Below are 23,509 nucleotides of genomic sequence, written 5' to 3' on the forward strand. Positions count from 1 at the left end.
GGCCCGAACGGGCCGCCCTGTCGCGTCAGTTGGTCCCTATCTTCGCCAGCAGGTCCACGATCCGGCCCTGCACCTCGGTGCTCGTCGACCGCTCGGCCAGGAACAGCACCGTCTCCCCCGCCGCGAGCCGCGGCAGGTCGTCGTGGTCGACGGCGGCCGTGTAGACGACGAGCGGGGTGCGGTTCAGCTGCCCGTTCGCCCGCAGCCAGTCGATGATGCCCGCGCGCCGACGGCGTACCTGGAGCAGATCCATGACCACCAGGTTCGGCCGCATCTGCGCGGCGAGCGTCACCGCGTCCGCGTCGCTCGCGGCCCGCGCCACCTGCATACCGCGCCGCTCCAGGGTCGCGGTCAGGGCGAGCGCGATCTCCTCGTGCTCCTCGATCAGCAGGACCCGCGGCGGGTGCTGCTCGCTGTCGCGCGGCGCGAGCGCCTTCAGCAGGATCGCCGGATCGGCTCCGTACGCGGCTTCGCGCGTCGCCTGCCCGAGCCCCGCGGTCACCAGGACCGGGACCTCGGCCGCGACGGCGGCCTGGCGCAGCGACTGCAGCGCGGTACGGGTGATCGGCCCGGTCAGCGGGTCGACGAAGAGTGCGGCCGGGAACGCCGCGATCTGCGCGTCGACCTCCTCGCGGGAGTGCACGGTCACCGGGCGGTAGCCGCGCTCGCTCAGCGCCTGCTGCGTCGTGACGTCCGGCGCCGGCCACACCAGGAGGCGGCGCGGGTTGTCCAGCGGCTCCGGCGGCAGTTCGTCGTCCATCGGCTGCGGCTGCGGCCGGTTGGCGACCTCGACCGCGCCGCCGGGACCGTCCAGCGGCTCGGGGCCCTCGTCGGCGTCCTGATCCGGTGCTCCTATGGCGTAGGAGCGGCCGGCGCCCTCGGACGGGTTCATCGACGACAACAACGGGGGCTGCGGCGGCTGCTGCGCGGACTGCGGCTGGGGGTGCGGGCGCGCCGTAGTCCCCTGTGCCGGGGTCTCGGCGGTCTCCGGCTGGTCCTGCCGGTTGGACAGCTTGCGCCGCCGTCCCGACGCGGAACCGCCGCCGAGCGTCTGACCCTCCTGCTGCGGCACTCCCTGCGGGGGCGTCGCCCCGGGCCGTACGGGGGCGGGCTGCTGACCGCGCTGTTGCTGCTGGGCGATCTGCCGCCCGAACGGCACGCCCTGGCCCAGGGTGCGCACGCTGAAGGCGCGGCCCTGTGTCGAGTTGGTGTCTCCGGTCGGTGCGGCCGGGTCCTGCGGGGCCTCCGCGGGGAGCGGCTGGGCGGCGGGCAGCGGCTGGGCCACGGACTCCGCGGGCTTCGGCGTGCCCTGTGCGGGCGTGCTCTGCGTCGGGTGCGGCTGCGGCGGCGTGTGGTCGTCCTGCGCCGGGTGCTGCGCGGCGGCGTGCTGCTGCTCGTCGGGCAGCGGGAGCGGCAGGGGCTGGGCGCCCGCGTTCTGCGGTGCCTCGGTCTCGTCCTGCTGCTGAGGATGCTGAGGATGCTGAGGATGCTGAGGATGCTGTGTCGCCTGCTGGGCCGGCTCGGGTGCCCGGTCGGCCTGCGCGGGCGGCAGCGCGAACCTCTCGCGCGGGGCCGCCTCTTCCGGCGCCGTGGCGCCCTGGGGCTGCGCGGCACCGAGAGCACGCCGCGCGCGCCGCCCCGAGGGCTGCGCCGGGGAACCCGCGAGCTCCAGCTCGCTGCCCTGGCCCTGGCCGGTGGGGGCCGACGGCAGCGCGGGCTGCTCCTGGCCCTCCGCGCGCCGGGCCCTGCGGCCGGTCGGCGCGGGCACGCCCTGCGGCGGCACCGTGTCGCCCAGCGCGGGCGAGCCCGCCGCGTGCTCGGCCGCGGTCATCACGGAACCCTCGGTCGCCGCGCCGTCCGCGGACCGCGCCCGGCGCCGCCCGGTACCACCGGAGGCCTGCGCCGGGGGCTCTGCCCCGGCCTGCGTCCCGTCACCGTCCACGGGAGCGGGAGGAGCGGACAGCTCCGCCGGGGCGGGCGAACCCTCCTCGGCGGCACGCCGTCCGCGCCGCCGCCCGGTCCCGCCGGACGCGGCAGCGGCCGCGCCCTCGCCCGGCAGTCCGCTCTCCAGGAAGGAGTCGACCGAGGGCCCGGCGGCCCGGCGCGCACGGCGCCGCCCGCCGCCCGCGGCCGAACCGGCCTGCTCGGGCACGCTCGGCCTGTCCTCCTCGGCCACCGGCTCGGGTTCGGGCTCGGGTACGGGGGCGGGCGCGGCCGGAACCACCCCGGCACCGCTGCCGATCGGCACCTCGAGCACGTACGCGCTGCCGCCCATGCCCGGCATCTCGTGCGTCTGCAGCACACCGCCGTGCGCCCGCACGATGCCTCGGACGATCGGCTCGTGCACCGGATCGCCGCCGGCATAGGGGCCGCGCACCTCGATGCGCACGCTCTCGCCGCGCTGCGCCGCGGCCACCACCACGGTGTTGTCGACGTATCCGGGACCGGTGGCCGCCCGCGCGTTCCCCGTCGCGTCGATCCCGGCGACGTCGGCCACCAGGTGCGCGAGGGCGGTGGCGAGCCGTCCGGCGTCCACCTCGGCCTCTATCGGCGGCGCGTGCACGGCGAACTGCACCCGGCCGGGCCCGATCAGCTCGACGGCTCCGTCGACACCCGCCGCCACGACGGCGTCGAGCATCACCTTCGTACGGGAGAGCGCGCCACCGCCCTCGTCGAGCGACTGATAGGCGAGGACGTTGTCGACGAGCGTCGTCATCCGTGAGTAGCCGGCGGCCAGGTGGTGCAGGACCTGGTTCGCCTCCGGCCACAGCTGGCCCGCGTCGTCGGCGGCGAGCTGCGACAGCTCCTGCCGCAGGTTCTCCAGCGGCCCGCGCAGCGACTGCCCGAGCACCGCCAGCAGCTGCGTGTGCCGGGCGGCCAGGGCCTCGTAACGGTCCTTCTCCCGCTCGGCGAAGGCGGCACCGCGCTCCCGCTCGGCGGACACCTCCTCGGCGTGCTGCTCGCGCAGCTCGGCCAGTTCGGCGGCCAGCTCGTCGCGGACCCGCGCGAGGTCGGCGTCGCGCTCCGCGCGCTCCTGCTCGGCGATCTCGTCGCGCCGGGCGATCTCCTCCGCGTGCTCCTCGACCAGCTTGTCGTAGGGGCGGCGGTCGGTGAAGGTCATGACGGCGCCGACCAGTTGGTCGCCGTCGCGCACCGGGGCCGTCGTCATGTCGACGGGCACCCGCTCGCCGTTCTTGGCCCACAGCACCTGCCCGCGCACCCGGTGCTTGCGCCCGGAGCGCAGGGTGTCGGCGAGCGGCGACTCCTCGTAGGGGAACGCGTCGCCGTCGGGCCGCGAGTGCAGGACGAGCTGGTGCAGTTCCTGCCCGCCGAGGTCGCTCGCCCGGAAGCCCAGGATCTGCGCGGCGGCGGGATTGACGAGCACGATCCGCCCGTCGGTGTCGGTGCCGACGACGCCCTCGGCCGCGGCCCGCAGGATCATCTCGGTCTGCCGCTGCGAACGGGCCAGCTCGGCCTCGGTGTCGACCGTGCCCGACAGGTCGCGCACGACGAGCATCAGCAACTCGGTGCCGCTGAAGGAGCCGCCGCCAGCGCCGTACGAGGAGTCGTACGGGTCCACGGCGTCCCGGGCGCTGTCGGCGAGGTTCGCCGAGGTGACCTCGACCGGGAACTCACTGCCGTCGGTGCGCCGGGCGATCATCCGCGTCGGCTTGGTCCGCCCGCGCTCGTCGGTGACCGTGTCGGGCCGCCGCATCGAGCCGGGGATCAGCCGGGAGTCGAACTCCGGCAGCAGATCGAGCAGTCCGCGCCCGACCAGCGCCGTCCCCGGGGCCTCGAAGGCCTCCAGGGCGATCGAATTGGCATTGACGACGGTCCCGTTGGTGTTGACCAGCACCAATGCGTCCGGGAGCGCATCGAGTATGGCTGCGAGGCGAGCAGCGCCTCGGGATGGCCTGCTGCTCACGACGACGCTTCCTCCCTGATGTACCGCTTTACCGCGACGTGCCGACCGCGCCAGCCATCTTGCCGCGCGAAGCACAACGTGTCACGGGAGGGAGTCTACGGGCACGGCTTCTCTGCGCGACCCCGGATGAGAGGGAGCCCACGTAGAGGCGACGAAGAGGATGTGGGGATCGCACGAAGGCGATGTGCCCGATGGACCCAGGGTCACGGAGCGGTAGCAGGCAGCACGGGGACCAGCTGCCGCCACCGCGCGGTCTCGCAGCCGTTGCTCAGCTTGTACGAGGCGTCGACGGGCCGCCCGTGCCAGGTGCCGGTGATGTGCGCCGTCGCGGGCCCGCCGTACAGCATCGTGCACTGCGCCCCGGCCGGTACCGGCGCGAACGGATCGGTGCCGTCCGCCGCGATCCGGTCGAGCGTCGCGCAGGCCGCGCCCGGGTCGCGGTGGGTGCCGCCGGCCGGACCGCACCGCAGGTCGGACGTGCCGTCGTGGCCGTTGCCCGAGTCGGCGACGGTGATGGTCAGCTCGTCGTGGCCGAAGGCGTGGCCGACCCCGTCGAGGGCGCTGAAGGGCGGCGGTGCGATGTGTCCCGGCCCGGTGTCGGCGTGCGCGGCCGCGGGCAGGGCCGTGAGGGCGGCGACGGTGGCGGCGGAGGTGACCAGGACGCAACGGGAGAGACGGCGCAGCAACATGCCCTGCCTAACGCGGCCGCGGCCCCGACGTTGCGCCCCCACACGGGCCTCAACACCTTTGCTCTGCGCCCCGGCCTCCTAGTACCGTAGGAGCCGATTGGTGACACGGCGCTCAGCTGTGTCATCATCTGCACGCAGCCGCTCGCGTTCGCGCAGGCGGGATGTGCTGGAGGCGTCGCCTAGTCCGGTCTATGGCGCCGCACTGCTAATGCGGTTTGGGCCTTAAAGCCCATCGAGGGTTCAAATCCCTCCGCCTCCGCAGCAAGATCCGAAGCCCCGGTCCACCAGGACCGGGGCTTCGCTGCTTGCGGGATGCACCCGAGGCGCGTTTTCGCAGGTCACAACGGGTGTGGCTAACGGATTTCACATGACGGCGGCAGTCATGTAATGTTCTTCTTGTCGCCGGGACGGGCCGAAAGGCCGGGAACGAAGACAACAACAAAAGAAAAAACAAGCACTCGTAGCTTAACGGATAGAGCATCTGACTACGGATCAGAAGGTTGCAGGTTCGAATCCTGCCGAGTGCACACAGCCAAGAGGCCCCCGGAGATGATCCGGGGGCCTCTTGCGTTGGCGGCATCGCCGCCTCTCGGCGTGAGTCAGCCGGTGTGGGTCACCACGGCGTCGATGAGGGCGGGCCAGAGTTCGCGGGGGCGGTCGTGGCCCATGTCGGGGAGCAGGAGGAGGTCGGCGTCGGGGATCAGGGACGCGGTGCGGCGGCCGCCGCTGGGGTCGATCAGGGTGTCGTCCAGGCCGTGGATCACCAGTGTCGGGACGCGGAGCTCGCGCAGTGCGTCCGCGCGGGAGCCGCTGAGGATCATCGCGCCGAGCTGACGGCCGATGCCCGCCGGGTAGTAGGCGCGGTCGTAGCCGGCGGCGGCCAGTTCGCGCAGGGCCGTGGCGTCGCCGTACCGCCGGGAGGCCCACACCAGTTCCCTCTCCGCCGCCGCGATGTAGGCCTCGCGGTCGGTGGGCTTCGGGGCGAACAGCACGGCCTGGGCCTCCGGGCTGGGGCGGCCGTACTCGCTCTCGCCGGTCGAGGACATCATCGACGTCAGGGTCAGCACCCGCTCCGGGGCGGACAGGGCCATCGTCTGGGCGATCATTCCGCCCATCGAGGCGCCGACCACGTGGGCGCGTTCGATGCCGAGGGCGGTGAGCAGGCCCAGGCCGTCGTCGGCCATGTCGGTGAGCCGGTAGGGGACCATCGCGAGGGCGGCGGGGATGTCGCCCGCGCTCACGGCGGCGATGAACGCGCCCATGTCGACGGGGTGGTCGGTGAACCTGGTGGACAGGCCGCAGTCGCGGTTGTCGTACCGGATCACGTAACGGCCGCGGTCCGCCAGCATCCGGCAGAAGTCCTCGTGCCAGGCGATCATCTGTGCCCCGAAGCCCATCACGAGCAGGACCGGAGGGTCGGCGGGATCACCGAAGGTCTCGTACGCGAGGGACACTTCGGGGGACACGGCGATGATCGACATGGGAGGAGCGTGGCACGGTCGGCCGTGGTGCGCACTCAGGATTCAGCGCAGTTGCTCGGCCAGGCCGACGATGATGCCCTCGGGGCCGCGGACGTAGGCGAGCAGGTAGCTGTCCTCGAAGCGGGCGATGTCGCCGAGGACTTCGGCGCCGTGCGGGCGCAGGCGGCCGACGGTGGCCTCCAGGTCGTCGACGGCGAACATGACGCGGTGGGTGCCGAGGATGTTGTGGGGGCGGTCGCGCGGCTCGGGGGCGGTCGCCCGGGGGGTGCGGTACTTCGAGAGTTCGAGGCGGCTGTGCCCGTCGGGGGTGCGGAGCATCGCGATGTCGCAGTGGACGCCGTCGAGTCCGGTGCACCGGTCGGCGACGGGGCCCTTCACCTCCGCCCTGCCCTCCAGTTCCATGCCGAGTTCCACGAAGTAGGCGATGGCGGCGTCCATGTCCTCGACGACGATGCCGACGTTGTCCATCCGCTGAATGGCCATGCTGGTCTCCTTCATCCGGGTCCGGTCACGGCTGGGACGGAGCCGGTGGCACGTTCTCGACATTCCCCGGACTGTCGACCGTAGTGGCTTCGGAGCGGGTCAGGCCGTGCCGCGCCGGACGGTGCTGATGGTGGCCGAGACCGCTGCCGTCGCGGCCAGGGAGCCGAGGGCGATCAGGACGACGCCGACCATGAACAGGCCGCTGGAGTCGTCCGACCAGTCGTAGGCGGCGGCCACCGTCAGGCCGGCCGTGGTGCCGAGGGTCGCGGCCGCGATGTGGTGGCGGGAGGCCGACCAGTAGACCGGGGCCAGCAGGGTCAGGACCAGGCCGATCACCTGCCAGGCGGCGTACGGGCCGGTCGTCGAGCCGTCGGGGTGGACGTCGCGGTGCTGGTCCCAGCCGAGCCAGGCGGCCCACGCGGCGAGGGCCGTCACGGCCGGGACGAGGGTGGTGAGCACGCGTTCTCTGTTCGTGTGGGTGTTCATGTCGACGAGTCTCGCGCCGACGGGGCCGGGCGGGCAGGGCGCACGTACTCAGGTGCGTACTCAGAACGGGCGGCCCCGGGCGTTGTCAGTGCGGTGCGCCATCCTGGCCGTATGACGTGGTGGTGCACCGGGATGCGATGGGGCGGGGGCGGGCCGGGCATGGGGTGGACGGGGGACGGGGGTGGTGAGCGGGAGAGCGCCGTGCGGTTCGGGGAGCCCGTGGCGTTCCGGGTCGCGGGGCCGCGGCGGTGTCTGGGCGTGTGGCGCGGCGGGCGGCGCAGCGGGTGCCCGGGGTGGGCCGACGTGCCGGTGCGGGGGACGCGGGCGCAGTGCGCGCAGTGCGCGGGGATCGACCGGGCGCAGTCCGTGGCCGCCGACACGATCGCGGACGACCCGCGGCCGTACCACGTGTATCTGGCGTGGTTCGGGGACGGATGGGTGAAGGTCGGGATCACGGGGGTGCGCAGGGGCGGCGCCCGGCTGCTCGAACAGGGGGCCGTCGCGTTCACGTGGCTGGGGCAGGGACCGCTCATGGCGGCGCGGCGGGCCGAGGAGCTGCTGCGGGTGGCTCTCGGGGTGCCGGACCGGATTCCGTACGAGACGAAGCGGATCGTCCGGGCCGCGGCGGCGGCCGGCCTGGACTCGGGGCGGGCGCGGGCCGAGCTGGAGCGGGCGCACGGGGTCGCGGTGGGGCTCGACGGATGGCCCGAGTCGCTGGCGCGGCTGCCGTGCGCGGTCGTCGGGCACGGGGAGGCCTTCGGGCTCGGCGCGGTGGACGGGGTCGACGCCGTGGTGAGCGGTCTGGGCGAAGGGGCCGTGGTGGCGGGGCGCGTGGTGGCCGCCGCCGGGCCCGATCTGCATCTCGTGGAGGCCGGCGGGCGGCGGCTGGTGGTGGACACGCGGGTGCTGGCCGGGTGGCCCTTGGCGGGCGCGGGTGACGGGGCGGCCGGGGCGGGGGCCGCGGTCGAGGTGCGGGAGGTGCCCGCCGTGCAGGGCGGGCTGTTCTGAGGGGGCGCGGATCCGGAGCAGGTGTGGACAGGGAGGCGGGAGCGGGTCGACTGTGGGGGGATGAGTGATCACGCCCAGGCGCCCGGGGCGCCGTTGCCGGCCTTCGAACCGCCGTACCACGTGGTGGTGTTCAGCTCCGTGCGGACCGCGGAGGACCAGGGGTACGGCGAGACCTCCGACCGGCTGGACGCGCTGGTGCGGGAGGTGCCGGGGTATCTCGGGCACGAGTCCGCGCGGACGCCGGGCGGGCTCGGGATCACCGTCGGGTACTTCCGGGACGGTGCGGCCGTCGAGGAGTGGCGGTCCGTGGCCGCGCACCGGGACGCCCAGCGGCAGGGGCGGGCCGAGTGGTACGAGAGCTACACGGTGCATGTGGCCAGGGTCGAGCGCAGCCACGGGTTCGTCCGTGAGTAGCCCCGAGGCGGAGCTGGTCGCCGGGTTCCGCGCGCGGCACGGACTGCCCGGGCTCGTCGACGTGCACACGCACTTCATGCCCGAGCGCGTGCTGCGCAAGGTGTGGGCGTACTTCGACGCGGCCGGGCCGCTGGTCGGGGGCGAGTGGCCGATCACGTACCGGGAGGAGGAGGACCGGCGCGTCGCGCGGATGCGGGAGTTCGGGGTCGTCGCCTTCACGTCGATGCTGTATCCGCACAAGGCGGGGATGGCCGAGTGGCTGAACGAGTGGGCGGCCGGTTTCGCGCGGCGCACCGAGGGCTGTCTGCGGACCGCGACCTTCTATCCCGAGCCGGGAGTGGAGGCGTACGTGCGGCGGGCGGTCGAGGAGGGGACGCGGATCTTCAAGGCGCACGTCCAGGTCGGGGCGTACGACCCGGCCGACCCGCTGCTCGACCCGGTGTGGGGCCTGCTGGCCGAGGCCGGGGTGCCCGTCGTGACGCACTGCGGGTCGGGGCCCGCGCCCGGCAAGCACACCGGGCCGGAGCCGATGGCCCGGGTGCTCGCCCGCCACCCCCGTCTGCCGCTCGTCGTGGCGCACATGGGGATGCCCGAGTACACGGAGTTCCTGGATCTGGCCGAGCGGTACCCGGAGGTGCGGCTCGACACGACGATGGCGTTCACGGACTTCGTCGAGCGGCAGGCGCCGTTCCCCGAGCGGGAGTTGGGGCGGCTCGTCGAGCTCGGGGACCGGGTGCTGCTCGGCAGCGACTTCCCCAACATCCCGTATCCGTACGTGCATCAGCTGGAGGCGATCGAGCGGCTCGGGCTGGGGTCGGAGTGGGTGCGGGCCGTCTGCCACGGCAACGGCGCGGAACTGTTCCTGCGGTAGCCCGCGGCTCAGGGCGCCCCGGCGGCGGTCCGGTTCCTGAGAGGCTGCTGTGCGTTTCTCAGGCTATTCACAGGTAGGCGAAAGGGTGTTCTCAGAGGATCGCCGCATGGTTGCACCATGACCGCGACCTCGCCCCAGGGGCGTACCGAACTGCTGAGGCCGGACGGGAGCCCCGTCCGGGTGCTTGTCGTGGACGACGAGCAGTCGATCACCGAGCTGTTGTCCATGGCCCTGCGCTACGAAGGCTGGCAGATCAGGACCGCCGGCGACGGCGTCGGAGCCGTGCAGACCGCACGGGAGTTCCGGCCCGACGCCGTCGTGCTCGACATGATGCTGCCGGACATGGACGGACTGAGCGTGCTCGGGCGGCTCCGCCGTGAGCTGTCGGACGTCCCCGTGCTCTTCCTGACCGCCAAGGACGCCGTCGAGGACCGGATCGCCGGGCTGACGGCGGGCGGCGACGACTACGTCACGAAGCCGTTCAGCCTGGAGGAGGTCGTCGCGCGGCTGCGCGGACTGATCCGGCGCACCGGCGCCGCCGACCGGCGCAGCGAGTCGGTGCTGGTGGTCGGCGACCTGATGCTCGACGAGGACAGCCACGAGGTGTCGCGGGGCGGGGCCAACATCCATCTGACCGCCACCGAGTTCGAGCTGCTGCGCTTCCTCATGCGCAACCCGCGGCGCGTGCTCAGCAAGGCCCAGATACTGGACCGGGTGTGGTCCTACGACTTCGGCGGCCAGGCCAATGTCGTCGAGCTGTACATCTCCTACCTCCGGCGGAAGATCGATGCCGGGCGCGAGCCGATGATCCACACGCGGCGGGGTGCCGGCTATCTGATCAAGCCCGCTGCCACGACGGTGTCGTGAAGCGTCGGCGGACGCGGCCGCAGACGCTGCGGACCCGGCTGGTGGTGTCGGCGATCGCGCTGATCGCGGTCGTCGCCGCCGTCATCGGGACCGTCACCACGGTGGCGGTCAGCAGTTCGCTCTACGAGAGGCTGAACACCGACCTCCGCTCGATCGCCAAGCGGGCCGAGGGGCAGCCCGGCGACCTCGACCGGGCGAAGCCGCAGATCCAGCCGCCCGGCAGCCGGAGCGTCGACCAGAAGCTGGGCTTCGTGCTCGGCGGCGGCTCACCGAAGGACACGGTCGGTGCCGTCGTCGCCGACGGCCAGGTCACCAACGCCGCACGTGGCAAGGGCGGCTGGGACACCGCATCCCTCACCTCCGGGCAGAGGAGCGAGCTGGCGTCCGTGCCCGACGACGGCGGCATACACAGCGTCGATCTGACGGACCTCGGCACCTATCGGGTGAAGGCGGTGCACAGCGCCGACGGCGACACCATCGTCGTCGGCATCCCGGCCTCCCAGGTCCAGGACACCGTCCGGACCCTGATCGTCGTCGAGCTGTCGGTCACGTTCGCCGGGCTCGTCGCCGCCGGAATCGCGGGCGCCGTCATGGTCGGCGTCAACCTCCGCCCCCTGCGCCGGGTCGCCGCCACGGCCACCCGCGTCTCCGAACTCCCCCTGCACACCGGTGAGGTGACCCTCTACGAGCGGGTGCCCGACGCCGAGGCCGACCCGAGGACCGAGGTCGGCCAGGTCGGCGCCGCACTCAACCGCATGCTCGACCACATCCACGGCGCGCTGCACGCACGCCAGCAGAGCGAGACGCGGGTCCGGCAGTTCGTCGCGGACGCCAGCCACGAACTGCGCACGCCACTGGCCTCCATCCGCGGGTACGCGGAACTGACCCGGCGCGGCCGCGAGGAGGTCGGCCCCGACACCCGGCACGCGCTCAGCCGGATCGAGTCGGAGGCGCACCGCATGTCCGGCCTGGTCGAGGACCTGCTGCTGCTCGCGCGGCTCGACGCCGGGCGGCCGCTGTCGTACGAGCCGACCGATGTGTCGCCGCTGGTCATCGACGTGCTGAGCGACGCCCGCGCGGCCGGGCAGGACCACAAGTGGCGCCTGGAGCTGCCCGACGAGCCCGCCCTGGTGCTCGCCGACTCCGCCCGTCTGCACCAGGTCCTGGTCAATCTGCTCGCCAACGCGCGGACCCACACCCCGCCCGGCACCACCGTCACCGCGCGCGTGCACCGGCACGGACCCTGGGTCTGTCTCGACGTGCGGGACGACGGGCCGGGGATCCCCGCGGAGCTGCTGCCGCACGTGTTCGAACGGTTCGCCCGCGGGGACTCCTCCCGGTCCCGCAAGGCCGGGTCCACCGGGCTCGGGCTCGCCATCGTGCAGGCGGTCACGGCCGCCCACGGCGGAGCCGTGACCGTGGACAGCGGGCCGGGAAGGACCGTGTTCACCGTGCACCTGCCGGCCCACGACGAGCCGGCCGGCGCCCTGCCCGTGCGCGCCGACGCGACGGTGCCCGCCCCCGCACAGCCGGACTCACAGGCAGCCCAAAGGTCCACCACACAGCGCTGACAGAGGAGTTGGCGAGTGTCCATGGCATGCGAACCGACTCTTCTCCGGGCATCGGCCCCACCGCCGCGAACCTCGGCGCGCTGCCTGCGCGGGAGCACCTGCCCGTGGGCAGCGGCCTCGGCGACGCGCCCGTGCTGGACGTCGTCATCCCGGTCTACAACGAGGAGGCGGACCTGGGTGAGTGCGTGCACAGGCTCCACGCCCACCTCGTCCGCACCTTCCCCTACCGCTTCCGCGTCACGATCGCGGACAACGCCTCCACCGACACCACCCCGCAGGTGGCGCGCCGGCTCACCGCCGAGCTGCGGGGCGTCCGCCACGTCCGGCTCGAACAGAAGGGCCGCGGACGCGCCCTGCGCACCGTGTGGTCGGCGTCCGACGCGCCGGTCCTCGCCTACATGGACGTGGACCTGTCCACCGACCTGAACGCGCTGCTGCCGCTGGTCGCCCCGCTCATCTCCGGCCACTCCGACCTGGCGATCGGCTCCCGGCTCGCCCGCTCCTCGCGGGTGGTGCGCGGCCCGAAACGGGAGTTCATCTCGCGGGCCTACAACATGATCCTGCGGGGCTCTCTGCAGGCACGGTTCTCCGACGCCCAGTGCGGCTTCAAGGCGATCCGGCGCGATGTCGCGCGGGTGCTGCTGCCGCTGGTCGAGGACACCGGCTGGTTCTTCGACACCGAGATGCTGGTGCTCGCCGAGCGCGCCGGGCTGCGGATCCACGAGGTGCCGGTCGACTGGGTCGACGACCCGGACTCGACCGTGCACATCGTGCGGACGGCGACCGACGACCTGAAGGGCGTGTGGCGGGTCGGCAAGGCGCTCGCCTCCGGCTCCCTGCCCCTGGACCGGCTCGCCCGTCCGTTCGGCGACGATCCGCGCGACCGCCGGCTCCCGGGGGTGCCGAAGGGACTCGCCCGGCAGCTGGTCGGGTTCTGTGTCGTCGGCGCCCTCTCGACGCTGTTCTATCTGCTGCTGTACTCCGGCTTCCGTACGTTCTCGGGGGCGCAGCCCGCCAACGCGCTGGCCCTGCTGGTGTCGGCCTTCGCCAACACCGCGGCGAACCGGCGCCTCACCTTCGGGGTGCGCGGCCGCGACAAGGCCGTCCGCCACCAGGCCCAGGGGCTCGTCGTCTTCGGCATCGGGCTCGCGCTGACCAGCGGCTCGCTGGCCGCCCTGAACGCCGCGACCGGCGATCCCGCGCACGCGACCGAACTGGCCGTGCTCATCGCCGCCAACCTCGCGGCGACCGTGCTGCGCTTCCTGCTCTTCCGGGCCTGGGTGTTCCCCGCCGAGGCCCCGCGCCAGCGGACCCGGTACGACGACGCCACCGCGCGGACGACCGCGGTCGGCCCGCACGACCCCGCCTTCGACTCCAGGGACCAGCGATGACGACCACCGGCACGACGACCGTCCCCACGAGTACGGGCCCGCCGCCCACCGCGCCGGGGGAGCCAGGAGGCGGCCACGGCCGGCCCCGCGACCCGTTCCCGACACGGGTGTGGCGCGGGCGGCCGGGCGACGCGCGCTGGGTGCGCCCCGCCTTCCTCGGGCTGCTGCTCCTCATCGGCCTCGCCTACCTCTGGAACCTCTCCGCCTCCGGCTACGCCAACTCCTTCTACTCGGCGGCCGTCCAGGCGGGCAGCGAGAGCTGGAAGGCGTTCTTCTTCGGCTCGTCCGACGCGGCGAACGCCATCACCGTCGACAAACCCCCGGCCGCCCTGTGGCCGATGGCCCTCTCGGTCCGCCTCTTCGGCCTGAACTCGTGGGCGATCCTCGTTCCCGAGGTGCTGATGGGCGTCGCCACGGCCGGTGTGCTGTACGCGGCCGTGCGCCGCCGGTTCAGCGCCGCCGCGGGCCTGATCACCATGGCCGTGTTCGCGACGGTGCCGGTCGCGGCGCTGATGTTCCGGTTCAACAACCCGGACGCGATCCTCGCCCTGCTCATGACCGTCACGGTCTACTGCGTGCTGCGCGCCATGGAGCGGGGCCGCACCACGTGGCTGGTCTGGGCGGGCGTCGCCGTCGGGCTCGCCTTCCTCGCCAAGACACTGCAGGCCTTCCTGGTCCTGCCGCCGCTGGCCCTGCTCTACGGGTTCTTCGGCCCGGCCAGGCTGCGCAGGCGGCTCGGCCAGCTGGCCCTCGCCGGGCTCGCGGCGGTCGTCGCGGGCGGCTGGTGGGTGGCCGTCGTCGAACTGTGGCCGGCGTCCTCCCGCCCGTACATCGGCGGCTCCCAGAACAACTCGTTCCTCGAACTCACCTTTGGCTACAACGGACTCGGCCGCATCAACGGCGACGAGACCGGCAGCGTGGGCGGCGGTGGCGGGGGTACCGGCACCGGGCAGTGGGGCGAGACCGGGCTCACCCGGATGTTCGACTCCGAGATCGGCGGCCAGGTCTCGTGGCTGCTGCCCGCCGCGCTGATCCTGCTCGTCGCCGGGATCGTGCTGACCCGGAGGGCGAAGCGGACCGACACGGCACGCGCCGCGTTCCTCGCGTGGGGCGGGTCGCTGGTCACCACCGCGCTGGTCTTCAGCTTCATGGCCGGCATCTTCCACCAGTACTACACGGTGGCCCTGGCCCCCTACCTCGCGGCCGTCGTCGGCATGGGCGCCACCGTGCTGTGGGAGGAGCGGTCCCGGATCGGCTGGTCCGTGACGCTGGGCGCGGCCGTGGCCGTCACGGCCGTCTGGGGTTTTGTGCTGCTCGGCCGGACGCCCGACCATCTGCCGTGGCTGCGCTGGGTGGTGCTGATCGCCGGGCTCGCGGCGGGGCTGGGTCTCGCTCTCGCCGGGCGGCTCGATCGCCGGCTCGCGCTGGGGGCGGCCGGTCTGGGTCTGGCCGCGTCGCTGGCCGGGCCGACCGCGTACACCGTCTTCACGCTGAACACCGGGCACTCCGGGTCGATCGTCACGGCCGGTCCTTCGGGGGCCAGCGCGATGGGGTTCGGCGGGGGCGCCCGGACGGGGAAGCCGCCTGGCGGTGGTCCGGGGCCGGGCAATCGGCAGGGCGGCTTCCCCGGCGGCGGGATGCCGGGTGGCATGCGCGGGGCCGGGGGTGGCGGTATGGGCGGGCTGCTCAACGGTGCCGAGGTCAGCTCCGAGGCCGAGGCGCTGCTGGAGAGGAACGCCGGGGACTTCACCTGGGTCGCGGCCACGGTCGGATCCCAGAACCAGGCCAGCTACCAACTGGCCACCGGTGACCCGGTGATGGCGATCGGCGGGTTCAACGGCACGGATCCGTCTCCGACTCTGGCCCAGTTCAAGCAGTACGTCGCCGAAGGGAAGATCCACTACTTCATCGGGGGCATGAGCGGGTCGGGTTCCGGCTCGGCGTCGAAGATCACGAAGTGGGTGGAGTCCCACTTCAAGAAGGTGACCGTGGGATCGTCCACCTTCTACGACCTGACGCGGCCCACGAGCTGAATTTCTTGTTGGTCGGGTGCCGGCCGGTGGGGGCTGGTCGCGCAGTTCCCCGCGCCCCTGAGATGCCTGCGGCATCCAGGGGAAGGCTGCGCGCAGCGCATGCCTCAGGGGCGCGGGGAACTGCGCGAGAAGCCCCACCGGGCCGCACCCGGCGACGACCCCCGCCCGCCCCTACCTGCGCACCCCCACCTCAGCCACTACCGGCCGATGATCCGACGCCACGGACTCGTCCGGCACCGAAACTGCCCGCACGTCGATGCCGGACCCCACCGCCACGTAATCGATCCGCTTCACCGGCACATCGGCGGGGAACGTGACCCCGCCCACCGGCCCGGCATCCCGCAACTCCGTCCACAAAGGCGCGAGTTCGGGCGCGTCCGGCGCGGCGTTGAAGTCGCCGAGCAGAACCTGCCGCGCCCCGCGCAGCGCCGAGCGCTCGGCGGCCATGATCCGCCGGGTGTCCGCGACCTGCGCCACCCGTACCGACGGATCCGCGCGGTAGTCCAGGTGCGTGACGAAGACCTGCACGGGCACCCCGCGCACCTTCAGCGTCACCTCGCCGAACCCGGGCGCGGGCGCCGGCACCGGGTTCGGGTCCTGCGTCGACAGCCGGGTGATCTCGTGGTTGACGGCGGATCGGATCGGATACCGGGACAGCACGGCGACCCCGAACTCCCGCCGCGGCTCCCCCGAGGTCACCGGGTCCAGGCTGTAGATCGGCGCGAACGACACCCGCATCCCGAGCCGGTCCGCGAGCTCCCGCGCCACGTCCCGGTCCTGGCTGCGCGCGCCCCAGTGCACATCGACCTCCTGGAGGCCGATCACGTCGGCGTGCAGGGCGCGCAGCGCGGCCGCCTGCCGGTCGAGGTCGAAGACGTTGTCGGCCCCCGCGCCCGCGTGGATGTTGTACGTGGCGATGCGGAGCGGGACCGGCGGGGGTCCGTGCTGCCCGGCGGCCGCCGCGGGAGCCGCTCCGAGCAGGCTCAACACGGCGAGGGAAACGGCGAGTTGCGATACGGAACGGGCTCGTCTCGGCATGGCCGAACCGTATGCCGAAAACGCGCTTGTACGCCGTAAGAGTTCTCCTTTACGGTGTACATCACTGCCCGGATCCAGCCCGTACGACAGGAGCCCGTATGACGGCGACGACCGCCGAGAACACCGGCGGCGGCCCCCGGCCGCCCGCCCCGGCCGCAGGCCACCCGCAGCGCTGGATCATCCTCGGCGTCATCTGCCTCGCCCAGCTGACCGTGCTGCTCGACAACACCGTCCTGAACGTCGCGATCCCCTCCCTGACCCGGGAGCTGCACGCGTCGACGTCCGACATCCAGTGGGTGATCAGCGCCTACTCGCTCGTCCAGTCCGGGCTGCTGCTCACCGCGGGCTCCACCGCCGACCGCTACGGCCGCAAGAAGATGCTCGCGGCCGGGCTCGTGCTGTTCGGCGTCGGTTCGCTGGTCGCCGGACTCGCCGACTCCACCGGCCAGTTGATCGCCGCGCGGGCCGGGATGGGCGTCGGCGGGGCGCTGCTGATGACCACGACCCTGGCCGTGGTCGTGCAGATCTTCGACGACACCGAGCGGGTGCGGGCGATCGGCCTGTGGGCGACCGTCAACTCGCTGGGCTTCGCCGTCGGGCCGCTGCTCGGCGGTGTGATGCTGGACCACTTCTGGTGGGGCGCGATCTTCCTCATCAACATCCCGGTCGCGGTCATCGGCCTGATCGCCGTCCTGACGCTCGTACCGGAGTCGAAGAACCCGCAGGGCGACCGGCCCGACCTGCTCGGCGCGCTGCTCTCCACGGTCGGCATGACCGGGGTCGTCTACGCGATCATCAACGGCCCCGACCAGGGCTGGACCTCCGGCACCACCCTGATCTCGGCGACGACCGGGATCGTCTTCATGGCCGCGTTCGTGGGCTGGGAGCTGCGCATCCCGTACCCGATGCTGGACATGCACTTCTTCCGCAACCAGAAGTTCACGGGGGCGGTCGCCGGGGCGATCCTCGTCGCGTTCGGCATGGGCGGCTCGCTGTTCCTGCTCACCCAGCACCTCCAGTTCGTGCTCGGGTACGGGCCGCTGGAGGCCGGGCTGCGCACCGCGCCGCTCGCGCTGACCATCGTCGCCCTGAACCTCACCGGCGTCGGCGCCAGGTTCCTCGCCAAGGTGGGCACCCCGGTCACCATCGCGGCCGGCATGAGCTGCCTGGCGGCGGGGCTCGCGGCGATCGCCGTGCTCGGCGGGGACTCCTACGGCGGCATGCTGGTGGGCCTGGTCGTCATGGGCGTCGGCATCGCCTTCGCCATGCCCGCCATGGCCAACGCCATCATGAGCGCCATCCCGCCCGCGAAGGCGGGCGTCGGCGCGGGCGTGAACGGCACCCTCGCCGAGTTCGGCAACGGCCTCGGCGTCGCCGTCCTCGGCGCGGTCCTCAACGCCCGGTTCGCGGCGCTGGTCGCCGTCTCCGCCGCCTCCCTCCCGGCGGCGCTCGCCGCCGCCGACTCCGCCGACGAGAAGGCCCGGATCGCGGACGCCTTCTCCTCGGGCCTGGAGACCAGCCAGCTGGTCGGCGCCGTCGCGGTGCTCGTCGGCGGACTCCTCGCCGCGGCGTTGCTGCGGCGCGCCGAGCGGGCAGAGTCAGCAGGGGCGACGGCTCCGGGCGCTTTCCCAACAGGTCCTGAACAGCCCTAGCATCGAAGCAGGCGGACGGGCGGATTCCGTGGGTGCGAGCCCGGGATCCGCCCTGCCCGGTACGTCAACTCCTGGGAAGGTGCGCCATGGCGAAGGCAGCGCGGATGAGCGTCTGGCTCGAAGAGAGCAGGCCCGGACGCGGTCGGCGCAGCGAGCAGCCCAGCGGCCTGGACCGCGAGCGCATCACCGGCGCCACGGTGAAGCTGCTCGACGCCGAGGGGCTCGCCAAGTTCTCCATGCGGCGCCTCGCGGGCGAGCTGGGCGTCACCGCGATGTCCGTGTACTGGTACGTGGACACCAAGGACGACCTGCTCGAACTCGCCCTGGACCGGGTCTTCGGCGAACCGGAGGTCGCCGGTACGGGTGCCGAGGGCCCCGACGACGCCGACTGGAGCGAGCAGGTGCGCCGGCTCGCCACCGAGTACCGGGCGCTGCTCGTGCGCCACCCGTGGATCTCCCCGCTGGTCGGCAGCTACCTCAACATCGGCCCGAACTCCCTGGAGTTCTCCGCCGTCGTCCAGCGCGTCTTCGCCCGCACCGGGCTGCCGATGAGCGCGCAGCGCGGGGCGATCGCCAGCGTCATGCAGTTCGTGTACGGGTACGGGACCGTCGAGGGCCACTTCCGGCAGCGGTGCGCCGATGTCGGCATGACGCAGGACGAGTACTTCCGGCGGACGATGACCACCTTCACCGCGCCGGCCGACAAGCCCGAGATGCTGCGGCACGCCGAGGAGACGATGGCGCAGGTGGAAGCCGGGGGCACGGTCGAGCAGGTCCGCGACCTCGACTTCCACGTCGCGCTCGATCTCCAGATCGCCGGGATCGCGGCGCTGGTGGCGCGGGAGGGCCAGGGCTAGGCGAGCCGCGCCGGGAAGCCGCCGGTCGCCACCGGGCCCCACTTCTCCGGGGTGATCCGGATGATCGACTTGCCCTGCTTCACCATCGCCTCCCGGTACTCGTCCCAGTCCGGGTGCTCCCCCGAGATGTTGCGGAAGTACTCCACCAGGGGCTCGACGGAGTCGGGGGTGTCGAGGACCTCCGCGGTGCCGTCGATCTGCACCCACGGGCCGTTCCACTCGTCGCTCAGCACGACGACGCTCACCCGCGGGGTCCGCTTGGCGTTACGGGTCTTGGCGCGCTCGGGATAGGTGGAGACGACGATCCGCCCGGCGTCGTCCACCCCGCAGGTCAGTGGTGAGGCCTGCGGGGTGCCGTCGGCGCGGGCGGTGATGAGCAGGGCGCGGTGGCGGGGCCGGACGAAGTCGAGCAACTCGTCCAGGGACACACGGGTGTTGGTCGCGATGTTCGGAGCCATGCCGCCCAGCCTAATGACTGCCGTGCTACATGCTGGGCAGCGCGTCGCCCTGGACCGCCTGGATGTCGAGCTCGACCTTGAGCGTCGCGCCGATCGCGGCGATGCCGGCCTGCACGACCTGGTTGTAGTTCATGGCGAAGTCCTCGCGGCGCAGCTCGGCCGTCGCCTTGAACGCGGCGCGGGTGCCGCCCCACGGGTCGGCGCCGGTGCCCAGGTAGCTGAGGTCGAGGTCGACCTCGCGCACCACGCCGTGCAGGTTCAGCTCGCCGTGCACGGTCCAGCGGTCGGTGCCGGCCGGGGTCAGGCCCGTCGACCGGTAGGTGATCTCGGGGTGCGACTCGACGTCCAGGAAGTCGGGGGACTTCAGGTGGCCGTCGCGCATCCCGTTGCCGGTGTCGATCGACGCCGACCGGATCACCGCCTCGACGCGGGACTTCTCCACGTCCTGCGCGATGTCGATCCGGGCCCGGAAGTCCGTGAACCGCCCGTGCACGGAGGTGATGCCCAGGTGCTGGGCGGTCGCGGCGACCGCGGAGTGCGCCGGGTCGACCGTCCACGGTCCGGGCGGCGGCAGCTCGGCCCCGCCCTGCCGGGCCAGCACGACGGTGCCGACGTCGGCCCGGCCGGTGGCCGTGACCAGCGCGGTGGAGGCCGCGGGGCCGTACCCGACGGCGGTCACGATCACGGTGTACGGACCCGGGGTGAGGACGGCCGCGTCGTGCACCGCGCCCTCGTCGTCCGCCTCGGCACGCAGCACCTGCGCGCCCGTCATGTCGGTCACCGTGACGACGGCGTGCGGCAGAGCCCACCCGTCCCGCGTCCGGATCCGCGCGCTGAGTCCCATCGTCCACATCTCCTAGCTCAAGTTCTCACACACGTAAGGGAATCGAGTGCGTCCCGTACGTGAAACGGCCCCGGCCCGCAGCGTCTCGGCCGTCCCCTGCCGTTAACGACGCCACCGGGTCCGGGGCCCTTTTCCCACATCCGGAAGGACGGTGCGGCTCACGTCTCCGCTCGAAACGCGAGCCGCACCGGGGGTCCGTCCGGAGTCAGTTACTCGCCGGGGTGGGCGAGCTCGATGTCGTGACCGTCGACGCCACTGCCGTTCACGGTCAGGTGCGTGGCCACCGGCGGGTAACCGGTCGCGATGACCGTGTACTCGCCGCCGTCCAGGTCGGTGAAGGCGTACGCGCCGTCCTCACCGGTGGTCGAGGTCGCGACCACGTTGCCCGCGGCGTCGACGAGCGTGACCCGCGCGTCGTTCAGCGAGCGGCCCGCCGCACGGACGGTGCCCTGGACCTGGGAGCCGGAGTTCAGCTCGATCTCGACGCGGGTGACACCCGTGCCGCCGACCTCGACGGGCAGCGCGAGCGGACGGTGTCCGGCCGCGTTCACGGCCACGGTCACCGCGCCCGGCACCAGCTCGGCGAAGGTGAACTCGCCGTCCTGGCCGGAGAGTCCGGTGGCCAGCACGTCACCGCGGACGTCGGTCACGATGACCATGGCGCCGACGACGGCGGCCTTGGTCTCCACGGCCCTGACCACACCGCTCAGCCCGCTGGTGCCGCTGAGCAGGATGTCGTACGCGGTCCCGTGCCCGGTGGTGTCCTCGCCGACGACCACCGTGGAGGCCTGCGGCTGGTAGCCGTCGGCCGAGGCGATCAGGACGTAGGAACCGGCGCCGGGGGCGTCGACGGTGTACGAACCGTCGCCCTGGGCGACCGCGCGGCCCAGCTGCCGTCCCCCGAGGGAGATCAGCGTGACCGCGGCCCGCGGGACCGGGGCGGACTCGGCGCCGCGCACGAAGCCGTGCACCGGGGTGCCGCCGCCCGTGCCGGGCTGCGCCGGGACGGCGCCGGCCGGGGCCGACGCGACGGCCGCCAAGCGCTGGGTCTGCGGGTCGGCGGCGGGCTCACCCGCACCGACCAGGCTCGGCACCTTCTCCGGCTCGCCCGCCGAGGCGGTGGTGAGGCCGGCGGGGGCGCCGGACGCGGCTGCCTCGGTCTCCTTGGCCTGGTCCAGGCCACCGGACGTACGCAGCGGAACCTCCTTGATGAACAGCATGGCGATCAGGGCGAGCAGCGCGATCGGCGCGGCGATCAGGAAGACGTCGGCGATGCCGTGCCCGTAGGAGCTCTCCATGATCGTGCGCAGCGGCGCGGGCAGCTTGTCCAGGTCGGGGATGGCGCCGCCACCCGTACCGCCGTGGCCGAGGGCGGCGCCCTTCGGGCCGAGGTCGGCGAGGCCGTCCTTGACGTAGTGCGTGATGCGGGTCGACATGATCGAACCGAGCGCCGAGACACCCATCGCACCACCGAGGGAGCGGAAGAAGGTGACCGTGGAGCTGGCCGAGCCGATGTCCTGCGGGGCGACCTGGTTCTGGGTGCAGAGCACGAGGTTCTGCATCGTCATGCCGACACCGAGACCCATCAGGGCCATGAAGATCCCGACGTGCCAGTACGGGGTGTCGTAGCGGATCGTGCCGAGCAGGCCGAGGCCCGCCGTGATGAGGACGCCGCCGGAGACCAGCCACGCCTTCCACTTGCCGGTCTTGGTGATGACCTGGCCCGCGACGGTCGACGAGATGAACAGGCCGCCGATCATCGGGATCGTCATGACACCGGACATCGTCGGCGACTTGCCGCGCGCCAGCTGGAAGTACTGCGAGAAGAACACGGTGCCCGCGAACATCGCGACACCCACGAAGAGCGAGGCGATCGAGGCGAGCGTGATGGTGCGGTTGCGGAAGAGGCGCAGCGGGATGATCGGCTCGGCGGCCTTGCTCTCCACGAGGATGAAGATCAGGGCGAGCACGACCGCGCCGCCCACCATCGCGCCGGTCTGCCACGACAGCCAGTCGTACTTGTCGTCGGCGAAGGTGACCCAGAGGAGCAGGGTGCAGACCGCGGCGGTGATGAAGAAGGCACCGGCCCAGTCGACCTTGACGTTCTCACGCTTGACCGTGGGGAGCTTCAGCGTCTTCTGGAGCACGATGAGCGCGATGATCGCGAACGGCACACCGACGTAGAAGCACCAGCGCCAGCCCAGCCACGAGGTGTCGGTGATGACACCGCCGAGCAGCGGGCCGCCGACGGTGGCGACGGCGAAGGTCGCACCGAGGTAGCCGGAGTAGCGGCCCCGCTCGCGCGGGGAGATCATCGCGGCCATCACGATCTGCGCGAGGGCGGACAGACCGCCGACGCCGATGCCCTGGACGACACGGCAGGTGATCAGCATGCCGGGGTTCTGCGAGAGACCCGCGACGACCGAACCACCCACGTAGATGATCAGGGCTATCTGGACGAGCGCCTTCTTGCTGAAGATGTCGGCGAGCTTGCCCCACAGGGGCGTGGTCGCGGTCATCGCGAGCAGCGAGGCGGTGACGACCCAGGTGTAGGCGGACTGGCCGCCGCCGAGGTCACCGACGATCTCGGGGAGTGCGTTGGTGACGATCGTCGACGACAGAATGGCGACGAACATGCCGAGCAGCAGCCCGGACAGCGCCTCCATGATCTGACGGTGCGTCATGGTGGCGCCGGCTGCGGGGGCATTGCCTCCGTGCTTGGCGGCATGGCTGCCCCGCACACCGGACGGTGTGGATGTTGCCATGGGATTCCTTTTCTTACGTCTTACGCGGGTGTACGGGTGGTCTGTGTCGAAGCCTGCGCGGCGACCGGGGGCGCTGTGCGGGACGCCGTCGTCCGGCAGTCCCCGAAGCTGTCGCGCAGTCGCGTCATCAGGGCGATGAGCTGGTTGACCTCGTCGTCGGACCAGTCGCTCAGCCGCTCGGCGAGCAACTCGGTCGTCCGCGCGTCGAGGTTGTTCATCTGTTCGTGCCCCTCGGCGGTGAGGGTGAGGATCCGGGAGCGCTTGTCGGCGGGGTCGGGGCGGCGCTCGATCCAGCCGCGGTCCGCGGTGTGTGCCACGTGCCGGCTGGCCACGGACATGTCGACGGCCATCAGCTCGGCCATCCTGCTCATCCGCATGTCGCCGTAGCGCTTGAGGAGAGCGAGGACGGCTGCCGAACCTGCCGGACAGTCGTGGGGCAGGATGCGCGCCATGTCCCTCTTGACGGCGCCGAAGGCACTGAGCTGTCGGGCCAGTTCGTCGTAATGACGCTGTGCGGCCACAGCACCTCCTGACCAAAACCTTATTTGTTGCTTAGAGCAACCATAGAAGCAGTTGGTTGCCGCAGGCAAACTAAAAAGGGCGTTCGACCCTAAAAACTAGGCAAACCTCCGGGCCCAATGGTGTAAAGCCGCAGCTCAAAGGGGCTGCGGCAGAC

The 23,509-nt window shown here is 72.5% G+C and carries 19 protein-coding genes and 2 tRNA genes; 11 read left to right on the top strand and 10 right to left on the bottom strand.

Translation table 11 applies throughout. From position 1 onward, the window contains the following. Positions 1-25: 25 nt before the first annotated feature. A complete protein-coding gene (locus ABT127_RS15970; protein WP_351449560.1) occupies positions 26-3,925 on the bottom strand; it encodes a PAS domain-containing protein in 3,900 nt (1,299 codons plus the stop codon). A 203-nt stretch (positions 3,926-4,128) separates the two neighbouring features. After that, positions 4,129-4,614, bottom strand: coding sequence for an SSI family serine proteinase inhibitor (locus tag ABT127_RS15975; RefSeq protein ID WP_351449562.1), 486 nt, complete (start codon positions 4,612-4,614; stop codon positions 4,129-4,131). A gap of 168 nt (positions 4,615-4,782) precedes the next feature. Here ABT127_RS15975 and ABT127_RS15980 point away from each other — a divergent pair. Then, a tRNA-Ser gene (locus ABT127_RS15980) sits at positions 4,783-4,873 on the top strand. Positions 4,874-5,068: 195 nt separating this feature from the next. Further along, a tRNA-Arg gene (locus ABT127_RS15985) sits at positions 5,069-5,141 on the top strand. Between the two features lie 72 nt (positions 5,142-5,213). Here ABT127_RS15985 and ABT127_RS15990 read toward each other — a convergent pair. The 3 genes from ABT127_RS15990 to ABT127_RS16000 all read right to left on the bottom strand — a co-directional run bounded on the left by ABT127_RS15990 (position 5,214) and on the right by ABT127_RS16000 (position 7,064). Beyond that, positions 5,214-6,095, bottom strand: a complete 882-nt coding sequence (locus ABT127_RS15990; protein ID WP_351449565.1) for an alpha/beta fold hydrolase — start codon at positions 6,093-6,095, stop codon at positions 5,214-5,216. Positions 6,096-6,137: 42 nt separating this feature from the next. After that, positions 6,138-6,578 carry a VOC family protein gene (locus tag ABT127_RS15995; RefSeq protein WP_351449568.1) on the bottom strand — a complete coding sequence of 147 codons (441 nt, stop codon included), beginning with the start codon at positions 6,576-6,578 and terminating at the stop codon, positions 6,138-6,140. A 99-nt stretch (positions 6,579-6,677) separates the two neighbouring features. Beyond that, positions 6,678-7,064, bottom strand: a complete 387-nt coding sequence (locus tag ABT127_RS16000; RefSeq protein ID WP_351449570.1) for a hypothetical protein — start codon at positions 7,062-7,064, stop codon at positions 6,678-6,680. A gap of 159 nt (positions 7,065-7,223) precedes the next feature. Here ABT127_RS16000 and ABT127_RS16005 point away from each other — a divergent pair, with 159 nt between their 5' ends. The 7 genes from ABT127_RS16005 to ABT127_RS16035 all read left to right on the top strand — a co-directional run bounded on the left by ABT127_RS16005 (position 7,224) and on the right by ABT127_RS16035 (position 15,219). Then, a complete protein-coding gene (locus ABT127_RS16005) occupies positions 7,224-8,072 on the top strand; it encodes a DUF2797 domain-containing protein (protein WP_351449572.1) in 849 nt (282 codons plus the stop codon). A 60-nt stretch (positions 8,073-8,132) separates the two neighbouring features. Continuing rightward, positions 8,133-8,486, top strand: a complete 354-nt coding sequence (locus ABT127_RS16010; protein WP_351449573.1) for an antibiotic biosynthesis monooxygenase family protein — start codon at positions 8,133-8,135, stop codon at positions 8,484-8,486. Further along, on the top strand, positions 8,443-9,357 hold the full coding sequence (locus ABT127_RS16015) for an amidohydrolase family protein (RefSeq protein ID WP_502971709.1): 915 nt from the start codon (positions 8,443-8,445) through the stop codon (positions 9,355-9,357). Before ABT127_RS16010 ends, ABT127_RS16015 begins: the two co-directional genes overlap by 44 nt. A 117-nt stretch (positions 9,358-9,474) precedes the next feature. Next, positions 9,475-10,224, top strand: coding sequence for a response regulator transcription factor (locus ABT127_RS16020; RefSeq protein WP_351449576.1), 750 nt, complete (start codon positions 9,475-9,477; stop codon positions 10,222-10,224). Further along, complete coding sequence (locus tag ABT127_RS16025; protein WP_351449578.1) at positions 10,221-11,795, top strand: sensor histidine kinase; 1,575 nt, start codon at positions 10,221-10,223, stop codon at positions 11,793-11,795. The genes ABT127_RS16020 and ABT127_RS16025 overlap by 4 nt, the downstream gene beginning before the upstream one ends. Before the next feature lie 26 nt (positions 11,796-11,821). Beyond that, complete coding sequence (locus ABT127_RS16030; RefSeq protein ID WP_351449580.1) at positions 11,822-13,186, top strand: bifunctional glycosyltransferase family 2/GtrA family protein; 1,365 nt, start codon at positions 11,822-11,824, stop codon at positions 13,184-13,186. Further along, complete coding sequence (locus ABT127_RS16035) at positions 13,183-15,219, top strand: mannosyltransferase YkcB-related protein (protein ID WP_351449583.1); 2,037 nt, start codon at positions 13,183-13,185, stop codon at positions 15,217-15,219. Before ABT127_RS16030 ends, ABT127_RS16035 begins: the two co-directional genes overlap by 4 nt. 171 nt (positions 15,220-15,390) lie before the next feature. Here the strand turns inward: ABT127_RS16035 and ABT127_RS16040 are convergent, their stop codons facing one another. After that, entirely contained in the window at positions 15,391-16,257 is an 867-nt protein-coding gene (locus tag ABT127_RS16040) for an endonuclease/exonuclease/phosphatase family protein (protein ID WP_351449585.1), read from the bottom strand. Between the two features lie 98 nt (positions 16,258-16,355). Between ABT127_RS16040 and ABT127_RS16045 the strand changes: the two genes are divergently transcribed. Together ABT127_RS16045 and ABT127_RS16050 are read left to right on the top strand one after the other, a co-directional pair. Further along, complete coding sequence (locus ABT127_RS16045; RefSeq protein ID WP_351449587.1) at positions 16,356-17,909, top strand: MFS transporter; 1,554 nt, start codon at positions 16,356-16,358, stop codon at positions 17,907-17,909. Between the two features lie 86 nt (positions 17,910-17,995). Then, positions 17,996-18,766 (top strand): TetR/AcrR family transcriptional regulator, encoded by a 771-nt coding sequence (locus ABT127_RS16050; RefSeq protein ID WP_351449589.1) that lies wholly within the window; start codon positions 17,996-17,998, stop codon positions 18,764-18,766. Here the strand turns inward: ABT127_RS16050 and ABT127_RS16055 are convergent. The 4 genes from ABT127_RS16055 to ABT127_RS16070 all read right to left on the bottom strand — a co-directional run bounded on the left by ABT127_RS16055 (position 18,763) and on the right by ABT127_RS16070 (position 23,354). Beyond that, complete coding sequence (locus ABT127_RS16055; RefSeq protein WP_351449592.1) at positions 18,763-19,224, bottom strand: PPOX class F420-dependent oxidoreductase; 462 nt, start codon at positions 19,222-19,224, stop codon at positions 18,763-18,765. The two genes, ABT127_RS16050 and ABT127_RS16055, sit on opposite strands and share 4 nt — an antisense overlap. 25 nt (positions 19,225-19,249) lie before the next feature. Then, on the bottom strand, positions 19,250-20,068 hold the full coding sequence (locus ABT127_RS16060) for a YceI family protein (protein ID WP_351449595.1): 819 nt from the start codon (positions 20,066-20,068) through the stop codon (positions 19,250-19,252). 209 nt (positions 20,069-20,277) lie between these two features. Continuing rightward, entirely contained in the window at positions 20,278-22,752 is a 2,475-nt protein-coding gene (locus ABT127_RS16065; protein WP_502971717.1) for an MFS transporter, read from the bottom strand. Positions 22,753-22,853: 101 nt separating this feature from the next. Beyond that, a complete protein-coding gene (locus ABT127_RS16070) occupies positions 22,854-23,354 on the bottom strand; it encodes a MarR family winged helix-turn-helix transcriptional regulator (RefSeq protein ID WP_351449600.1) in 501 nt (166 codons plus the stop codon). Positions 23,355-23,509 lie beyond the last annotated feature (155 nt).

This window comes from Streptomyces sp. NPDC001904, from assembly GCF_040297005.1.
GTDB lineage: Bacteria > Actinomycetota > Actinomycetes > Streptomycetales > Streptomycetaceae > Streptomyces.